The organism is Streptomyces sp. NPDC002176 (genome assembly GCF_044903645.1).
In the GTDB taxonomy this organism is placed as follows: Bacteria; Actinomycetota; Actinomycetes; order Streptomycetales; family Streptomycetaceae; genus Streptomyces.
In genome coordinates, this window is sequence record NZ_JBJDQW010000004.1 from 139,718 (window position 1) to 155,282 (window position 15,565).

Annotated in this window: 15 protein-coding genes; 8 read left to right on the forward strand and 7 right to left on the reverse strand. The window is 73.5% G+C overall.

The features are described 5' to 3' along the window. The first annotated feature begins 107 nt into the window (after nucleotides 1–107). Nucleotides 108–563 carry a cyclic nucleotide-binding domain-containing protein gene (locus ACI2LY_RS19785; RefSeq protein WP_388997890.1) on the forward strand — a complete coding sequence of 152 codons (456 nt, stop codon included), beginning with the start codon at nucleotides 108–110 and terminating at the stop codon, nucleotides 561–563. Between the two features lie 10 nt (nucleotides 564–573). On the opposite strand, the gene ACI2LY_RS19790 is transcribed toward ACI2LY_RS19785, so the two are convergent. Together ACI2LY_RS19790 and ACI2LY_RS19795 are read right to left on the reverse strand one after the other, a co-directional pair. After that, nucleotides 574–1,878: an MFS transporter gene (locus tag ACI2LY_RS19790; protein WP_404708280.1), complete on the reverse strand. Its 1,305-nt coding sequence runs from the start codon at nucleotides 1,876–1,878 to the stop codon at nucleotides 574–576. A gap of 83 nt (nucleotides 1,879–1,961) precedes the next feature. Further along, the gene (locus ACI2LY_RS19795) at nucleotides 1,962–2,579 is read right to left on the reverse strand and encodes a LysE/ArgO family amino acid transporter (protein ID WP_388997896.1); all 618 of its coding nucleotides are present in this window, start codon (nucleotides 2,577–2,579) and stop codon (nucleotides 1,962–1,964) included. A 66-nt stretch (nucleotides 2,580–2,645) separates the two neighbouring features. Between ACI2LY_RS19795 and ACI2LY_RS19800 the strand changes: the two genes are divergently transcribed. Further along, entirely contained in the window at nucleotides 2,646–3,530 is an 885-nt protein-coding gene (locus ACI2LY_RS19800) for a LysR family transcriptional regulator ArgP (RefSeq protein WP_404708281.1), read from the forward strand. On the opposite strand, the gene ACI2LY_RS19805 is transcribed toward ACI2LY_RS19800, so the two are convergent. Next, nucleotides 3,496–4,218, reverse strand: a complete 723-nt coding sequence (locus ACI2LY_RS19805; RefSeq protein ID WP_404708282.1) for a TetR/AcrR family transcriptional regulator — start codon at nucleotides 4,216–4,218, stop codon at nucleotides 3,496–3,498. The genes ACI2LY_RS19800 and ACI2LY_RS19805 overlap by 35 nt on opposite strands. A 130-nt stretch (nucleotides 4,219–4,348) precedes the next feature. Here ACI2LY_RS19805 and ACI2LY_RS19810 point away from each other — a divergent pair, with 130 nt between their 5' ends. After that, on the forward strand, nucleotides 4,349–5,569 hold the full coding sequence (locus tag ACI2LY_RS19810; RefSeq protein ID WP_404708283.1) for a saccharopine dehydrogenase family protein: 1,221 nt from the start codon (nucleotides 4,349–4,351) through the stop codon (nucleotides 5,567–5,569). A gap of 3 nt (nucleotides 5,570–5,572) precedes the next feature. Here ACI2LY_RS19810 and ACI2LY_RS19815 read toward each other — a convergent pair whose 3' ends face one another. The 3 genes from ACI2LY_RS19815 to ACI2LY_RS19825 form a co-directional block, all read right to left on the reverse strand. Next, nucleotides 5,573–7,000 (reverse strand): M1 family metallopeptidase, encoded by a 1,428-nt coding sequence (locus ACI2LY_RS19815; protein WP_404708284.1) that lies wholly within the window; start codon nucleotides 6,998–7,000, stop codon nucleotides 5,573–5,575. Nucleotides 7,001–7,130: 130 nt separating this feature from the next. Then, complete coding sequence (locus ACI2LY_RS19820) at nucleotides 7,131–8,804, reverse strand: FAD-binding dehydrogenase (RefSeq protein ID WP_404708754.1); 1,674 nt, start codon at nucleotides 8,802–8,804, stop codon at nucleotides 7,131–7,133. 29 nt (nucleotides 8,805–8,833) lie between these two features. After that, nucleotides 8,834–9,448 (reverse strand): TetR/AcrR family transcriptional regulator, encoded by a 615-nt coding sequence (locus tag ACI2LY_RS19825; protein WP_404708285.1) that lies wholly within the window; start codon nucleotides 9,446–9,448, stop codon nucleotides 8,834–8,836. A 115-nt stretch (nucleotides 9,449–9,563) separates the two neighbouring features. On the opposite strand from ACI2LY_RS19825, the gene ACI2LY_RS19830 reads away from it, so the two are divergent. After that, nucleotides 9,564–10,193, forward strand: coding sequence for an alpha-ketoglutarate-dependent dioxygenase AlkB (locus ACI2LY_RS19830; RefSeq protein ID WP_404708286.1), 630 nt, complete (start codon nucleotides 9,564–9,566; stop codon nucleotides 10,191–10,193). Between the two features lie 54 nt (nucleotides 10,194–10,247). Beyond that, the gene (locus ACI2LY_RS19835; protein WP_404708287.1) at nucleotides 10,248–10,994 is read left to right on the forward strand and encodes an MBL fold metallo-hydrolase; all 747 of its coding nucleotides are present in this window, start codon (nucleotides 10,248–10,250) and stop codon (nucleotides 10,992–10,994) included. A gap of 3 nt (nucleotides 10,995–10,997) precedes the next feature. On the opposite strand, the gene ACI2LY_RS19840 is transcribed toward ACI2LY_RS19835, so the two are convergent. Further along, a complete protein-coding gene (locus ACI2LY_RS19840; RefSeq protein WP_404708288.1) occupies nucleotides 10,998–11,891 on the reverse strand; it encodes a universal stress protein in 894 nt (297 codons plus the stop codon). A 192-nt stretch (nucleotides 11,892–12,083) separates the two neighbouring features. Between ACI2LY_RS19840 and ACI2LY_RS19845 the strand changes: the two genes are divergently transcribed. The 3 genes from ACI2LY_RS19845 to ACI2LY_RS19855 are packed head-to-tail and all read left to right on the forward strand — an operon-like array spanning nucleotide 12,084 to nucleotide 15,564. Continuing rightward, a complete protein-coding gene (locus ACI2LY_RS19845) occupies nucleotides 12,084–13,760 on the forward strand; it encodes an FAD-dependent oxidoreductase (RefSeq protein ID WP_404708289.1) in 1,677 nt (558 codons plus the stop codon). Further along, entirely contained in the window at nucleotides 13,757–15,217 is a 1,461-nt protein-coding gene (locus ACI2LY_RS19850; protein WP_404708290.1) for an ATP-binding protein, read from the forward strand. Before ACI2LY_RS19845 ends, ACI2LY_RS19850 begins: the two co-directional genes overlap by 4 nt. Beyond that, on the forward strand, nucleotides 15,214–15,564 hold the full coding sequence (locus ACI2LY_RS19855; RefSeq protein ID WP_404708291.1) for a UBP-type zinc finger domain-containing protein: 351 nt from the start codon (nucleotides 15,214–15,216) through the stop codon (nucleotides 15,562–15,564). Before ACI2LY_RS19850 ends, ACI2LY_RS19855 begins: the two co-directional genes overlap by 4 nt. Nucleotide 15,565: the final 1 nt, after the last annotated feature.

Sequence of the window (15,565 nt, forward strand, 5' to 3'; positions counted from 1 at the left end):
ACGGCGGGCCCGCGCGCGGCCGGTGCTTCGAGGTGCCTCTCGCGGCGGCAGCGGCTCAAATGGGCTTAGGGAACCACCCGAACGGCCGCCGGTGAGGAGCCCCGCGTATGACCAAAGCGATCAAATTGCTGACCGCCCTGCCACAGGCACAGCGGGAACGGCTGATGGAGCTGGCCAAGGAGGTGTCCTTCCCGGAGGACACGCGGGTGTTCGGGGCGGGCGGCGTCGCCGACCGGTTCTGGGTGATCCGGTCGGGCGCGGTCTCCCTGGACCAGCAGGTGACCTCGCGCCAGTACGTCACCGTGGCCACGCTCGGCGCGGGTGACCTGCTCGGCTGGTCCTGGCTCTTCCCGCCGTACGAGTGGGACTTCGGGGCGGTGGCGTTCAGCAACGTCCGCGCCTACGAGTTCGAGGGGCCCGCGGTGCTCGCGCTGTGCGTGGAGGACCCGCTGCTGGGGCTGTCGCTGGTGCGCACGGTGGCCGAGATCCTGGCCCACCGGCTGGAGACGACCCGCGGCAAGCTGATGGACCAGTACGCGATCCGGCGCAGCACTCCCCTGTAGCGCCCCGCGGTCAGATCCGGTAGCGGCGCAGCGCGGGCATCACGGCGGCCAGCGCCAGCATCACGACGACGACCAGCGCGCCACCGCCCGCGACGGCGGCGCGGGGGCCGAAGGCGGAACCGGCGGTGCCGTGCAGCACGTCGGCGAGGCGTGGTCCGCCCGCGACGACCACGGTGAAGACGCCCTGCATCCGACCGCGCATCTCGTCGGTCGCGGCGGACAGCAGGATGGCGCCCCGGAAGACCATGGAGACCATGTCGGCCACGCCTCCGGCGGCGAGGAAGGCGACGGCCACCCACAGGTTGCCGCTCAGCCCGAACCCGACGACGGCGAGCCCCCAGCCGACGACCGAGCCGATGACCATCCAGCCGTGCCTGCGGGCCCGCGAGAAGGCGCCGGAGAACAGGCCGCCGAGCACCGAGCCGACCGGGATCGCGGCGAAGAGCAGACCGAGCGCGAACCCCGAGCCCCAGGCGCCGTAGGTCTGCGCGGCCAGCTCCGGGAAGAGGGCGCGGGGCATGCCAAAGACCATGGCGACGATGTCGGCGAGGAAGGACAGCAGCAGCACCTTGTGCCCGGCGATGTAGCGGAACCCGGCCGCGATCTCCCGTACCCCGGCCCGGCGGGCGGCGGGTCCGCCGAGCGGCGGGAGGGCGGGCAGCCGGAAGACCGCCCACACGGTGAAGGTCAGCGCGATCGCGTCGATGAGGTACAGCTCGGGCAGGCCGATGACCGGGATCAGCACCCCGGCGAGCAGCGGCCCGGCGACCAGGCCGGTCTGCATGACGGTGGTGCCGAGCGCGTTGGCGGCGGGCAGTTCCTCGGCAGGGACCAGCCGGGCCACGGAGGCGCTGCGGGCGGGCTGGTTGAGGCCGAAGAACGCCTGCTGGGCGGCGAGCAGGATCATCAGCACCGGCACCGAGTCGAGGCCGGTGACGGCCTGGGCCCAGAACAGCAGCGAGGTCACCGCGATGCCGATATTGGTGATCAGCAGCAGCTTGCGCCGGTCCACGGTGTCCGCGACGGCCCCGCCCCAGAGCGCGAAGACGACCATGGGGACGAGCCCGGCGAGGCTGGCGTAGCCGACCCAGGCCGAGGACTGGGTGATGTCGTAGATCTGCTTGGGTACGGCGACCGCGGTGAGCTGGCTGCCGACGGCGGTGACGATGGTCGACGACCACAGGCGCCGGTAGGCCGGGATGCGCAGGGGGCGGGTGTCCATCGCCCAGCGGCGCCAGCCGCGTGCGGGCGGGTCCCCGCCGGGCGCCTCGGTCTTGCCCGCGTCGGTGGTGCTGCTGCTCTCGCTCGTGTCCACGGAGGTCCTGGTTGCTCGATACATCTTTCGATTCGGGCCTCACTATCGCAGCAACGCCGGGCAAAGCCGAACCCTTTGCCCGCTCAGGCGCCGATGAGCAGCATCGCGCCCAGGCCCAGCATGGTGACGGCGACCAGCCCGTCCAGCACCCGCCAGGCGGCCGGCCGGGCCAGGACCCGGCCGAGCAGCCGGGCGCCGAGGCCGAGGGCGGCGAACCAGCACAGGCTGGCCAGGGCCGCGCCCAGCCCGAAGGTCCAGCGCAGCGGGCCCCGGTCGGCGGCGAGCGAGCCGACCAGGAAGACGGTGTCCAGGTAGACGTGCGGGTTGAGCCAGGTCATCGCCAGGCAGGTGAGCACCGCGCGCCGGATCGACCCGGCCGCCTCGCCGTCGGTGCTCAGTCCGCCGGTGCCGGGGCGCAGGACGCGCCGGGCGGCGAGGGCGCCGTAGCAGAGCAGGAAGACGCCGCCGACGATGCCGACCGCCCGTACCGCGTCCGGCCAGGCGACCACGATCGCGCCGACCCCGGCGACACCGAGGGCGATGAGCAGGGCGTCCGAGAGCGCGCAGATGCCCACCACGGCGAGGACGGCGTGCCGACGGACCCCTTGGCGCAGGACGAAGGCGTTCTGGGCGCCGATGGCGACGATGAGGGAGAGGCCGGTGCCGAAGCCCGCGGCCGCGGCGGTGAGCGCGTGGTTCATGCCTCCGACGTTAAGGACCGGATCACCGCGCGTACAGCTAAAGATTCTTACGTAACATTAGTGCTCGTGATGAACGAGCTTCCCCTGGACCAGGTGCGGACCCTGCTGGCCGTGGTGGACGAGGGCACCTTCGACGCGGCCGCCGCCGCGCTGCATGTGACGCCGTCGGCGGTGAGCCAGCGGGTGAAGGCGCTGGAGCAGCGGACGGGCCGGGTGCTCCTCCAGCGCACCAAGCCGGTCCGGCCGACCGACTCCGGCGCGGTCCTGGTGCGGTACGCCCGCCAGCTGGCCCGGCTGGAGCGGGACGCCCGCGACGAGCTGGGGATGAGCGGGGCCGGGGAGCCGACGCGGGTGTCGGTCGCGGTGAACGCGGACTCGCTGTCGACCTGGTTCCTGGACGCGCTCACCGAGGTGCCGGGGCTCGGTTTCGAGCTGCGCCGGGAGGACGAGGACCACACGGCGGCGCTGCTGCGCGAGGGGCTGGTGATGGCGGCCGTGACGGGGTCGGCGGAGCCGGTGCCCGGCTGCTCGGTGCGCCCGCTGGGCAAAATGCGCTATCTGCCGGTGGCGGCGCCGGAGCTGGCCGCGCGGCTGCCCTCGGGGCCGCTCGCCGAGGCGCTGGGCGCGCTGCCGGTGATGGTCTTCGACGACAAGGACGACCTCCAGGACGCCTTCGTCCGGGGGCTCGGCGGCCCGGGCGCGGGCCCGGTGCGGCACTACGTGCCGACCTCGGAGGGGTTCGCGGAGTCGGTGGCGCGCGGGCTCGGCTGGGGCATGGTCCCGGAGTGCCAGGCGGAGCCGCTGCTCGCGGCGGGCCGGGTCGTGCCGCTGGCGCCGGGCCGGTGGCTGGACGTGGCGCTGTACTGGCAGCAGTGGCGGCTGGACTCCCCCGCGCTGGCGGCGCTGGCCGAGGCGGTCAGCGCGACGGCGGCGCGGGCGCTGCGCCGCTGAGCCGGGCGGCCGCGCTGTCCAGCAGCATCTCCAGGGCGGTCGGGTAGGCGCTGTGCACCATCTGCCGGGCGAGCAGCGGGGCGGCCTCGGCGATGCGCGGGTGGGTGGAGCGGGGCAGCCGGGCGTAGGTGGAGTGCCACTGGTCCTCGTCGGCGCGCTGGGAGGCGCTGGGCAGGGCCAGGGTGGCCGCGTCCAGGGCGGCGAAGGCGAGGGTCTGGTCGATGAAGGCGTGGTAGACCCGTACCGCCTCGGGCAGCGGGAACCCGGCGCGGGCGAGGACGTCGAGGACGGCCTCGTCGACGGCGAGTTCGTGGGCGCGGCCGGTGACCCGGCTGACCGTGAGCAGCGCGGCCTGGGGGTGGGCGACGTAGGCGGCGTGGATGCGGGTGCCGATGGCGCGCAGGTCGGCGCGCCAGCGGCCGGTGCGACGCCAGCCTTCGAGGGCCTGGCCGATGAGGGCGTCGCCGATGGCCAGGGTGAGGTCGTCCATGCCGCGGAAGTACCGGTAGAGGGTGCTGGGGTCGCAGTCCAGGGCGAGGCCGAGGCGGCGCGCGGTGAGTCCGGCGCTGCCGTGCTCGCGAAGCAGGCGCAGCGCGGTGGTGACGATCAGTTCCTCGGAGAGCACGGTGCCGCCGCGGGTGGGCCGACGCCTGCGGCGCTTCTCCTCGGGCACGACGGGTTTGGGCACGGCGAGGCCCCTCTCTGCGGTCCTTATGCCAACGCCATTGACCTTAACGCGGGGCGGGGCGTTGGATGCGGGGCAAGGCGCGCCTGTCCCGTTCTCGTTTCCCGTCCGTGTCAGGCAGGGAGTTTCCGTCATGCGTGTACTGCTCGTGGGCGCCGGTGGTGTGGGCACCGCCGTCACCCGGATCGCGGCCCGCCGTCCGTTCTTCGACCTGATGGTGGTGGCCGACTACGACCCCGCCCGCGCGGAGGCGGCCGTGGCCGCGCTCGGCGCGGACGCGGGCCGGTTCCGGGCCGAGCGGGTCGACGCGGCCGACGAGGCGGCGGTCGCCGCGCTGCTCGAACGGCACGGCTGCGACGTGCTGCTCAACGCGACCGACCCCAGATTCGTGATGCCGCTGTTCCGGGCCGCCCGTACGGCCGGGGCCACCTATGTCGACATGGCGATGTCGCTGTCCCGGCCGCATCCGGAGCGCCCGTACGAGGAGTGCGGGGTGAAGCTCGGCGACGAGCAGTTCGCGGCCGCCGCCGACTGGGAGCGCGCGGGCGCGCTGGCGCTGGTGGGCATGGGCGTCGAGCCGGGCCTGTCGGACGTGTTCGCCCGGTACGCGGCGGACGAACTCTTCGACACGATCGAGGAGATCGGCGTCCGCGACGGCGCGAACCTCACCGTGGACGGCTACGACTTCGCGCCCTCCTTCAGCATCTGGACCACGATCGAGGAGTGCCTGAACCCGCCGGTGGTCTATGAGGAGGGGCGCGGCTGGTTCACCACCGAGCCGTTCAGCGAGCCGGAGGTGTTCGACTTCCCCGAGGGCATCGGCCCGGTGGAGTGCGTGAACGTCGAGCACGAGGAGGTGCTGCTGATGCCGCGCTGGACGGACGCGCGGCGGGTCACCTTCAAGTACGGGCTGGGCCGGGAGTTCACCGACACGCTGCGCACGCTGCACCAGCTGGGCCTGGACCGCACCGCGCCGGTGACCGTGCCGGGCCCGGACGGTCCGGTCGAGGTCTCCCCGCGTGACGTGGTGGCCGCCGGGCTGCCCGACCCGGCGACGCTGGGCGACCGGATGCGCGGCAAGACCTGCGCGGGCACCTGGGTGCGGGGCACCAAGGACGGGTCACCGCGCGAGGTGTACCTCTACCACGTGGTCGACAACGAGTGGTCGATGGCCGAGTACGGCTCCCAGGCCGTGGTCTGGCAGACGGCCGTGAACCCGGTGGTCGCGCTGGAACTCCTCGCCACCGGCGCCTGGTCGGGCGCGGGCGTGCTGGGCCCGGAAGCCTTCCCCGCCCGCCCGTTCCTCGACCTGCTGACCGCGTACGGCTCCCCGTGGGGGCTGCGCGAGCAGTGACCGTCAGGCGGTCTTCGGCTTGCCCTTGGTGTAGAGCCAGGTGTGCAGCACCGGGGCGACCTTCTTCCCGGACTCCTTCTCGGCGAGCCGGGTGAACTGCTCGGTCGTGCCGTGGCCGTCGCGGTGCTGGGCGGCCCAGGCGCGCAGGATGCGGAGGAAGGCGCGGTCACCGACGGTCTTGCGCACCTCGTGCAGGGCCATCGCGCCCCGGTCGTAGACGGGGTTGCCGAAGATCTTGCCGCCGTCGCCGGGGTTGCCGGGCGGGTAGGCCCACAGCTTGTCCTTGGCGGGGCGGGCGTAGAGGCCGTCGAAGGTCTTCTGCGCGCTGGCGCCGCCGTGCTGCTCCTCGTAGAGCCATTCGGTGTAGCTGGCGAAGCCCTCGTTGAGCCAGATGTCCTGCCACTTGGTCAGCGAGACCGAGTCGCCGAACCACTGGTGGGCGGTCTCGTGGACGAGGGTGTCCAGGTCGGGCGCCGAGTCGTACACCGGCCGGGTCTGGGTCTCCAGGGCGTACCCGACGTCCGGGGCGTGGTCGACGATGGAGCCCGCGGCGCGGTACGGGTAGGGGCCGAACAGTCCGGCCTCCCACTTCAGCACCGAGGGCAGCTTCTTCATCACCGGGTCGGCCTTGCGGGCCTCACGGGGGTCGACGGCGTCGTAGAGCTGGACCCCGCCGGGCAGGGTGCTGCGCCGGACCGTGAAGGTGCCGATGGTGGCGGTGGCGAGGTAGGCGGCCATCGGCTCGGCCTGGTGCCAGCGGAAGGTGGTGCGGCCGTGCTCGGTGCGCTGCCCGCGCAGCACGCCGTTGGCGACGGCGGTACGGCCCTTCGGCACGGTGATCGTGAAGTCGTAGGACGCCTTGTCCAGCGGGTGGTTGTTGGCCGGGTACCAGGTCATGGCGCCCTGCGGCTGGCCCGCGACGAAGGCGCCGTCGTCGGTGGGAATCCAGCCGTCGGTCGAGCCGTCGGGGTCGGTGACCGGCTTCGGCTTGCCCTGGTAGCGGACGGTGACCTTGAACTCCTGGCCCTCGCGCAGGGTGTTCTTCGGGGTGACGACGAGTTCTTGACCCTTACGGGTGAACCGGGCGTCGGTGCGGTCGACGCGGACCGAGGTGACGGTGAGGCCGCTCAGGTCGAGGTCGAAGCGGCTGAGGCGCTGGGTGGCGCGGGCGGTGAGGACGGCGGTGCCGTCGAGGTGCCGGGAGCCGGTGTCGTAGCCGAGGGTGAGGTCGTAGTGGCGTACGTCGTAGCCGCCGTTGCCGCTGAGCGGGAAGTACGGGTCGCCCGCCCCGGCCGCGCCGGTGGTGCCCGACCCGACGGGTGCGGCGGCGCCGAGGAGGGCGGCCACGGCGAGGGGAACCGTGGCGAGGACCGTCTCGCGGCGGAGGAGGGCGATGCGGCGTCGGGCGGCCGGGCGGCGGGAGGACGTCACGTGCGCTCCTTCGGGGACGGCGGCGATCGCTCCGCCATACCTTAGGGCGCCGGGCCCCCGCTTGTCCTGCGCTCCGGCGCACCGTCCCTCCATGGTGGGACGGTGCGCCGGAGGGCCCGGTCGTGCCGCCTCAGCCGGTCTGCCGGGCCGCCGCCCGGCCCGCGGCACGGCCGGAGAAGAGGCAGCCGCCGAGGAAGGTGCCCTCCAGCGCGTTGTAGCCGTGCACCCCTCCCCCGCCGAACCCGGCCACCTCACCGGCCGCGTACAGCCCGTCGACCGGGCTGCCGTCGAGGCCGAGGGCGCGGGAGTCGAGGTCGGTCTGGATGCCGCCCAGGGTCTTGCGGGTCAGCACGCGCAGCCGGACCCCGATCAGCGGGCCCGCGGCGGGGTCGAGGAGGCGGTGCGGGGCGGCGACCCTGCCGAGCCGGTCGCCGATGTAGCGGCGGGCGTTGCGGATGCCCTGGACCTGGGAGTCCTTGCTGTAGGGGTTGGCCAGCTGGAGATCGCGGGCCTCGATCTGGCGGCGCACCTCGGCCGGGTCGAGCAGGGCTTCCCCGGTGAGACCGTTCATCTTGCCGACCAGTTCCTCCAGCGTCCCGGCGGTGACGAAGTCCGCGCCCTTGTCGAGGAACGCCTGCACGGGGGCCGGGGCGCCCTTGCCCAGCACCCGGTCGCGGAGCACGGCCCCCCGGTCCTTGGCGGTGATGTCGGGGTTCTGCTCGGAGCCGGAGAGCGCGAACTCCTTCTCGATGATCTTCCGGGTGAGGACGAACCAGGAGTGGTCGTATCCCGCGATGTCCTCGGTGGTGCGCAGATGACGCAGGGTGCCGAGGGTGTCGTAGCCGGGCAGGCAGGGGTCGGGCAGGCGGCGGCCGCGGGCGTCGAGCCAGATCGAGGACGGGCCGGGGAGGATGCGGATGCCGTGGCCGGGCCAGATGGGGTCCCAGTTGGCGAGGCCCTCGGTGTAGTGCCACATGCGGTCCCGGTTGACCAGGCGTACCCCGGCCTCGGCGCTGATGTCGAGCATGCGGCCGTCGACGTAGGCGGGGACGCCGGTGACCATGTCGGCCGGGGGTGTGCCGAGCCGTTCGGGCCAGTACCGGCGGACGATGTCGTGGTCGGCGCCGATGCCGCCGGTGGTGAGGACGACGGCCCGCGCGGTCAGCTCGAACTCGCCCACCGCGTCCCGGTTGGAGGCGACACCGCGCGGCGAGTCGTCGGGGGCGAGCAGCGTGCCGCGTACCCCGCGCGCGGTGTTGCCGTCGATCAGCAGCTCGTCGACGCGGTGCCGGTGGTGGAAGGTCAGCAGCCCGTCCCGCGCGGCCTGCCGGGCGTACCGCACGAAGGGCTCGACCACGCCGGTGCCGGTGCCCCAGGCGATGTGGAAGCGGGGTACGGAGTTGCCGTGGCCGTCGGCGCGCAGGTCGCCGCGCTCGGCCCAGCCGACGGTGGGCAGCAGCTCGATGCCGTGGCCGCGCAGCCAGGACCGCTTCTCCCCGGCCGCGAACTCGACGTAGGCGCGGGCCCAGCGCACCGCCCAGGAGTCCTCGTCCTCGGTCCGGTCGAAGCCCGCGCTGCCCTGCCAGTCGTTCCAGGCGAGGTCCAGGGAGTCCTTGACGCCGAGGCGGCGCTGCTCGGGCGAGTCGACCAGGAAGAGGCCGCCGAGGGACCAGAATGCCTGGCCGCCCAGGTTGGCGGCGTTCTCCTGGTCCAGCAGGGCCACCTTCCGGCCCCGGCTGGTGAGTTCGTGCGCCGCGACCAGGCCGGCCAGGCCCGCTCCCACGACTATGACGTCCGCGTCCATGGAGTCCTCGTCCTTCCTTCCAGGGGTGGTCATTCCGGGTCGCCGCCGCCGGACAGCAGGGGCGTGAGCAGGTGCTTCAGCCAGTCGCGGGCGGCGTCCACGTCCTTGTCCAGCAGGAGCTGGACGGTGACCCCGTCGTAGGCGGCGACGACCGCGCGGGCGGCGGCGTCCACCCCGCCGGGCGGGGTGGCGGTGGCCTCGGCGCGGCGCAGCCGGTCGGCGACGGCCTCGCGCAGCCGGGCCCGGTGGTCGAGCAGCGCCTCGGCGACAACCGGGTCGCGGGCGGCGTGCACCAGGAAGTCGGTCTTCACCAGGAGCCAGTCCACGTCGAGCAGCAGCACCTCGGCGACCCGGTCCACGGAGGCGGCCACGTCCAGCGCGGGGCCGTCCTGGGCGAGGGCGTCGGCGACCTGGGCGGCGATGAGGTCGGCACGCTCCTGGTAGAGCGCGAAGAACAGCTCGTCGAGGGTGGCGAAGTTGGAGTAGAAGGCGCCCCGGCTGTATCCGGCGGCCTCGCAGACCTCCTCGATGGAGACCCGCCCGAACCCCTTGGCCGCGAACACCGCGAAGGCGGCGGCGAGCAGCTCGGCCCGCGTCCGCGCCCGCCGCTTGGTGACTCTCGGCGCCTTGTCCTGGGCCGTCATCGCCCTCACCTCCGTTCGATACGGGAATGTATCCGATACATCGATGTATCGAAAGGGCTCGTGCGCGACGATCGACCTATAGAACATCTTTTCGATTCAGGAGTACGCTGGCCCCATGTCCACGCATCTCCAGAGTTCGCTGTTCGACCAGGCCGACGAGCTGCGCCTCGGCCCGCTCGACGGGCTGCGCCGGACCGTCCTGGGCTCCGGGGCCTGGATCGACGTGCTGCCGGGCTGGCTGAGCGGCGCCGACGCGCTGTTCGAACAGCTGGCCGCCGAGGTCCCCTGGCGGGCCGAGCAGCGCCGGATGTACGACAACGTGGTGTCCGTACCGCGCCTGCTGGCCTTCTACCGCGAGCGGGAACCGCTCCCCCACCCGGTGCTGGACGAGGCCCGCGAGGCGCTCTCGGTGCACTACGCGCCGGAGCTGGGCGAGCCCTTCGCCACCGCCGGGCTCTGCCACTACCGCGACGGGCGGGACAGCGTGGCCTGGCACGGTGACCGGAGCGGGCGGGGCAGCCGCGAGGACACGATGGTCGCCATCCTCTCGGTCGGCGCGCCCCGCGATCTGCTGCTGCGCCCGGCGGGCGGTGGCCCGGTGGCGGTCCGCAGACCCCTCGGGCACGGCGATCTGATCGTGATGGGCGGCTCCTGCCAGCGCACCTGGGAGCACTGCGTCCCCAAGTCGGCGCGCGCCGCCGGGCCCCGGATCAGCGTCCAGTTCCGGCCGCGCGGGGTGCGCTGACCCCGGCGTCTGATTGGCTGGCGCGGTACACAACCGGCCGGAATCCGAGGGAACATGCGGGCACAGGTACAGCAAGTCGCGGACGGCGTCCATCTGGTGCGCGGGCACCACGTCAACTGGGTGATCCTGAAGGACGGCGACGCCGTCACGCTCATCGACACCGGCTATCCGGGAGACCGGCAGGGACTGCTCGAATCCCTTGCCGCCGTGGGCAGTTCACCCGAGGCGGTGACGGCGGTCCTGATCACCCACGCGCACAACGACCACCTCGGCTCGGCCGAGTACCTGCGCGCGGCCCACGGCACGCCGGTGCTGCTGCATCCGGCCGAAGTCCCGCACGCCCGGCGGGACTTCCTCCAGCAGTGCTCGATCGGTGACGTGGTGCGCAACGCCTGGCGGCCCGGTGTGGTGCCGTGGGCGGTGCATGTGATCAAGGTGGGCGGCATCGAGCAGCACCCGGTGGTGAAGCCCGAGCCGTTCGCCGCCGGAGGCGCCCTCGACCTGCCGGGGCGCCCGGTGCCCGTGCACACCCCCGGCCACACCGACGGGCACTGCGTCTACCACCTGCCCGAGGCGGGCGTCGTGATCTCCGGCGACGCCCTGATCACCGGGCACGCGACCTCCCGCGTCCAGGGTCCGCAGATGCTGCACGGCTTCTTCCACCACGAGACGGAGCGGGCCGTGACCTCGCTGGACCTCGTCGCCGCGCTGGAGGGCGACCTCCTGCTGCCCGGCCACGGCCCGCTGTACGAGGGCCCGGTACGGGCCGCCGTCGAGCGGGCCCGCGACCGGGCGTCCTGAGCGTCAGGCCGGTTCGGCGCCGGGCCGGTCCTGCGGGACCACGGCGACCGGGCTGCCCGCGTGGTGCAGCACCCCGTGCGCGACCGAGCCGATCCGGGCGCCGACCGCCGTACGGCGTGCCCGGCGGCCCACCACGAGGAGCTGGGCCCGCGCGGCCTGGGAGACCAGCACCTGTCCGGCGCTGCCCATCTCGACGTGCTCGACGACGGGCACGCCGGGGAACCGCTCCCGCCAGGGCGCGAGCGCGTCGGCCAGGGCCCGCTTCTCGTACGGTTCGAGGCCGCCCGCGTCGTCCAGCAGCTTCAGCGAGCCGGGGCTGTAGGCGAAGACGGGCGGCAGGGTCCAGGCGCGTACCGCGCGGACGGTGGCGCCGCGGGCGGCCGCCGTCTCGAAGGCGAAGCGCAGCGCGGCGGCGCTGTCCTCCGGGGTGCCGTGCTGGCCGACGACGATCTCGCGTCCGGCGGCCTCGGCCTCGGCCCGGTCCCCGGCGCGCACCAGGATCACCGGCCGCGTGGTCTCGGCGACGACCCGGAGGCCGACCGAGCCGAGCAGGAAGCCGACCACCGCGCCGTGCCCGCGGGTGCCGAGGACCAGCGCCTCGGCGTCCGCCCCGGCCGCGAGGAGGGCGTCCACGGCGTCGCCCTCGTTCAGCTCGGTCAGCTCGGTGCGCACGTCCAGTCCGGGGTGCCGTCCGGCGAGGGCGCGGACCGTGCCGCCGATGCCCTCCTCGACCCAGCCGAGCTGGGTGTCCCGGTCTACGGGCAGTGCCCCGACCTGCTCCCAGGCGTGCACCACGCGCAGCGGCAGTCCCCGGCGCACGGCCTCGCGGGCCGCCCAGTCCAGCGCCGCCAGGCTCTCCTCGGTACCGTCCACCCCTGCCGTGATCGGGCGTGTCATGCGTGCGGTCTCCTCGTCGTCCGGCGTGATCCGTCGTCGCCATGACCCTGCCACAGCGGGCGGGTGCGTCCGCCACCCGGCGGCCGGAGCACACCGGGGCGAAGCGGGAGAAACGCACATACGATGGGCGGGAACCGGCGCGAGGGACCAGCGACACCGTCCCGTGCACCCGACCGCTCGGGGTGAGAACGCATGGCACAGCCGACCGACGCAGCGCGGACCGTCCTGATGACCGTGGACGACGATCCCGGCGTGTCCCGCGCCGTCGCCCGCGATCTGCGGCGGCGCTACGGCGCGTCGTACCGCGTGGTGCGCGCGGAGTCCGGCGAGTCGGCGCTTGAGGCGCTGCGCGAGCTGAAGCTGCGCGGTGATCCGGTGGCGGTGATCCTGGCGGACTACCGGATGCCGGTGATGAACGGCATCGAGTTCCTGGAGCGCGCGATGGACGTGCATCCGGGGGCGCGGCGGGTGCTGCTGACGGCGTACGCGGACACCGGGGCGGCGATCGACGCGATCAACGTGGTGGACCTGGACCACTATCTGCTCAAGCCCTGGGACCCGCCGGAGGAGAAGCTGTACCCGGTGGTGGACGACCTGCTGGCGGCCTGGCGGGCCGGGGACCACCGGCCGGTGCCGTTCATGAAGGTGGTGGGCCACCGCTGGTCGGCGCGGTCGTCGGACGTGCGCGAGTTCCTGGCCCGCAACCAGGTGCCGTACCGCTGGTACTCGGTGGAGGAGCCGGAGGGGCGGCGGCTGCTGGCGGCGGCCGGGCAGGACGGGCAGCGGCTGCCGCTGGTGATCACTCCGGACGGCGGGGTGCTGGTCGAGCCCGAGGCTCCCGAACTGGCCGCGCGGGTGGGGCTGGCGACGACGCCGACGGCCGACTTCTACGACCTGGTGGTGATCGGCGGCGGCCCGGCCGGGCTCGGCTCGGCGGTGTACGGGGCGTCGGAGGGGTTGCGCACGGTCCTGCTGGAGCGTTCGGCTACGGGCGGGCAGGCCGGGCAGAGCTCCCGGATCGAGAACTACCTCGGCTTCCCCGACGGTGTCTCCGGCGCCCAGCTCACCGACCGGGCCCGCAGACAGGCGACCCGGTTCGGGGCGGAGATCCTCACCGCGCGGGAGGTGACGGGGCTCGAGGTCAACGGCGCGGCGCGGATCGTCCGGTTCGCGGACGGTTCCGCGATCGGCGCGCACAGCGTGATCCTGGCGACGGGGGTGCAGTACCGGCGGCTGACCGCCGAGGGCTGTGCCGGGCTGACCGGCTGCGGGGTGTTCTACGGCTCGGCGCTGACCGAGGCGCCGTCCTGCCAGGGGCACGACGTGTTCGTGGTGGGCGGTGCCAACTCGGCGGGTCAGGCGGCGATGTACCTGTCCCGGTTCGCCAAGTCGGTGACGCTGCTGGTGCGCGGGCCGGACGTGTCGGCGTCGATGTCGCAGTACCTGGTCCAGCAGATCGCCGAGGCCCCGAACATCTCGGTGCGCGCCCGCACGGAGGTGGAGGCGGCGCACGGCTCGGACCGGCTGGAGCGGTTGACGCTACGTCAGGTGGACACAGGTGAGGCCGAACAGGTCGACGCGCAGTGGGTGTTCGTGTTCATCGGCGCCGCCCCGCTGACCGGCTGGCTGGACGGGACCGTACGCCGGGACGGGCGCGGGTTCATCCTGGCCGGGCCGGATCTGACCGTGGACGGGGAGATGCCGGAGGGCTGGGAGCTGAACCGGCCGCCGTACCACCTGGAGACCAGTGTGCCCGGCGTGTTCGTGGCGGGCGACGCGCGCGCGGAGTCGGCCAAGCGGGTCGCGTCCGCCGTAGGAGAGGGAGCCATGGCCGTGATGCTCGTCCACCGGTATCTGGAGCAGTCGTGAGCGGGCGGCCGATGCCGTGCAGCCCCGGCGAGATCGGCGGTCTGTTCCTCTTCGAGCGGCTGTCGCCCGAGCAGTTGGGGCGGCTGTGCCGGGAGGGCCGGGTGGAGCTGTTCGAGCCGGGCCCGGTGTACACCGAGGGCGATCCGGCGACCTGTTTCTATGTGCTGATCGAGGGCGCGGTCGTGCTCTCGCGGCGGATCGGCGCCGAGGACGTGGAGGTGTCCCGGACCGCGCAGCGCGGGGTGTACGGCGGCGCGATGCAGGCGTATCTCGGGGACCGGGTGCGGCAGGCGTACAACAACTCGATGCGGGTGACCGAGCCGACGCGGTTCTTCGTGCTGCCCGCTCCGGTGTTCGCGGAGGTCATGCGGGCCTGGTTCCCGATGGCGGTGCATCTGCTGGAGGGGCTGTTCTTCGGCACCAAGAGCGCGCAGGCGGCCATCGGGCAGCGCGAACGCCTGCTGGCGCTGGGCTCGTTGTCGGCGGGGCTCACCCATGAGCTGAACAATCCGGCGGCGGCAGCGGTGCGGGCCACCTCCACCCTGCGGGAGCGGGTGGCGCGGATGCGGCACAAGCTGGCGCTGATCGCCGAGGGGCCGTTCTCCCGGGACGCGCTGGCGAGCCTGATCGAGATCCAGGAGCGCACCGCCGAGCGGGTCGCCAAGGCGCCGGTGCTCGGTCCGCTGGAGGCGGCCGACCGGGAGGACGCGCTCGCCGACTGGCTGACCGACCACGGCATCGCGGACGGCTGGCGGCTCGCGCCGGTGTTCGTGCAGGCCGGGCTGGACGCCGACTGGCTGGAGCGGGTGGCCTCGACGGTGGACCAGGAGATCCTGGGCGGCGCGGTGGGCTGGCTCAACTACACCATCGAGACCGAGCTGTTGATGAACGAGATCGAGGACGCCACCACCCGCGTCTCCCAGCTGGTCGACGCCGCCAAGCAGTACACCCAGCTGGACCGGGCGCCGTTCCGGGTGGTGGACGTGCACGAACTCCTCGACAGCACCCTGCTGATGCTGTCCGGGAAGCTCGGCCCGCACATCGAGGTGGTGCGCGCCTACGACCGTACGCTGCCCTCGCTGCCGGGGTATCCGGCGGAGCTGAACCAGGTGTGGACCAACCTGATCGACAACGCGGTGGCCGCGATGACCCAGGACGGCGGCGGGGGCACGCTGACCGTGCGGACGGCTCGGGACGGGGAGGTGGCGCTGGTGGAGTTCGGGGACACCGGGCCGGGGGTCCCACCGGAGATCCGGGACCGGATCTTCGACCCGTTCTTCACCACCAAGCCGGTCGGCGCGGGCACCGGTCTGGGGCTGGACATCTCGCGGCGGATCGTCGTCGACAAGCACCACGGCACCCTGCTGCTGGAGTCGGCCCCCGGCGACACCCGCTTCCAGGTCCGCCTTCCGCTGGCCACCGGTACGGAATCCGAGAGAACCCAGGAGGGCGCATGAGTGAGGACACCGCGATCGACCCGTCCGTGCCGCCGAGCGGTACGGGGTGCGTGGAGTGCGAGAAGACGGACAGCTGGTGGTTCCATCTGCGCCGCTGCGCGCGGTGCGGGCACATCGGGTGCTGTGACGACTCGCTGGGCAAGCACGCCACCGCGCACTACCGGGCCACCGGCCATCCGGTGCTCCGCAGCTTCGAGCCGGGCGAGGACTGGTTCTGGAATTACGCCACGCAGGAGGTGTACGAGTCCGGTCCCACGCTGGCGCCCCCGGAGAGCCACCCGGCCGACCAGCCGGTGCCGGGCCCGGCCGGACGGGTTCCGGCGGGCTGGGAGCGGTTGCTGAGCTGAG

What these genes read in the sequence shown, in the direction of transcription:
- ACI2LY_RS19825 (WP_404708285.1), bottom strand. Translation starts at nt 9,448, where the DNA reads ATGACGGCCCAGGACAAGGCGCCGAGAGTCACCAAGCGGCGGGCGCGG.
- ACI2LY_RS19785 (WP_388997890.1), top strand. Translation starts at nt 108, where the DNA reads ATGACCAAAGCGATCAAATTGCTGACCGCCCTGCCACAGGCACAGCGG.
- ACI2LY_RS19845 (WP_404708289.1), top strand. Translation starts at nt 12,084, where the DNA reads ATGGCACAGCCGACCGACGCAGCGCGGACCGTCCTGATGACCGTGGAC.
- ACI2LY_RS19830 (WP_404708286.1), top strand. Translation starts at nt 9,564, where the DNA reads ATGTCCACGCATCTCCAGAGTTCGCTGTTCGACCAGGCCGACGAGCTG.
- ACI2LY_RS19820 (WP_404708754.1), bottom strand. Translation starts at nt 8,804, where the DNA reads ATGGACGCGGACGTCATAGTCGTGGGAGCGGGCCTGGCCGGCCTGGTC.
- ACI2LY_RS19795 (WP_388997896.1), bottom strand. Translation starts at nt 2,579, where the DNA reads ATGAACCACGCGCTCACCGCCGCGGCCGCGGGCTTCGGCACCGGCCTC.
- ACI2LY_RS19840 (WP_404708288.1), bottom strand. Translation starts at nt 11,891, where the DNA reads ATGACACGCCCGATCACGGCAGGGGTGGACGGTACCGAGGAGAGCCTG.
- ACI2LY_RS19835 (WP_404708287.1), top strand. Translation starts at nt 10,248, where the DNA reads ATGCGGGCACAGGTACAGCAAGTCGCGGACGGCGTCCATCTGGTGCGC.
- ACI2LY_RS19855 (WP_404708291.1), top strand. Translation starts at nt 15,214, where the DNA reads ATGAGTGAGGACACCGCGATCGACCCGTCCGTGCCGCCGAGCGGTACG.
- ACI2LY_RS19810 (WP_404708283.1), top strand. Translation starts at nt 4,349, where the DNA reads ATGCGTGTACTGCTCGTGGGCGCCGGTGGTGTGGGCACCGCCGTCACC.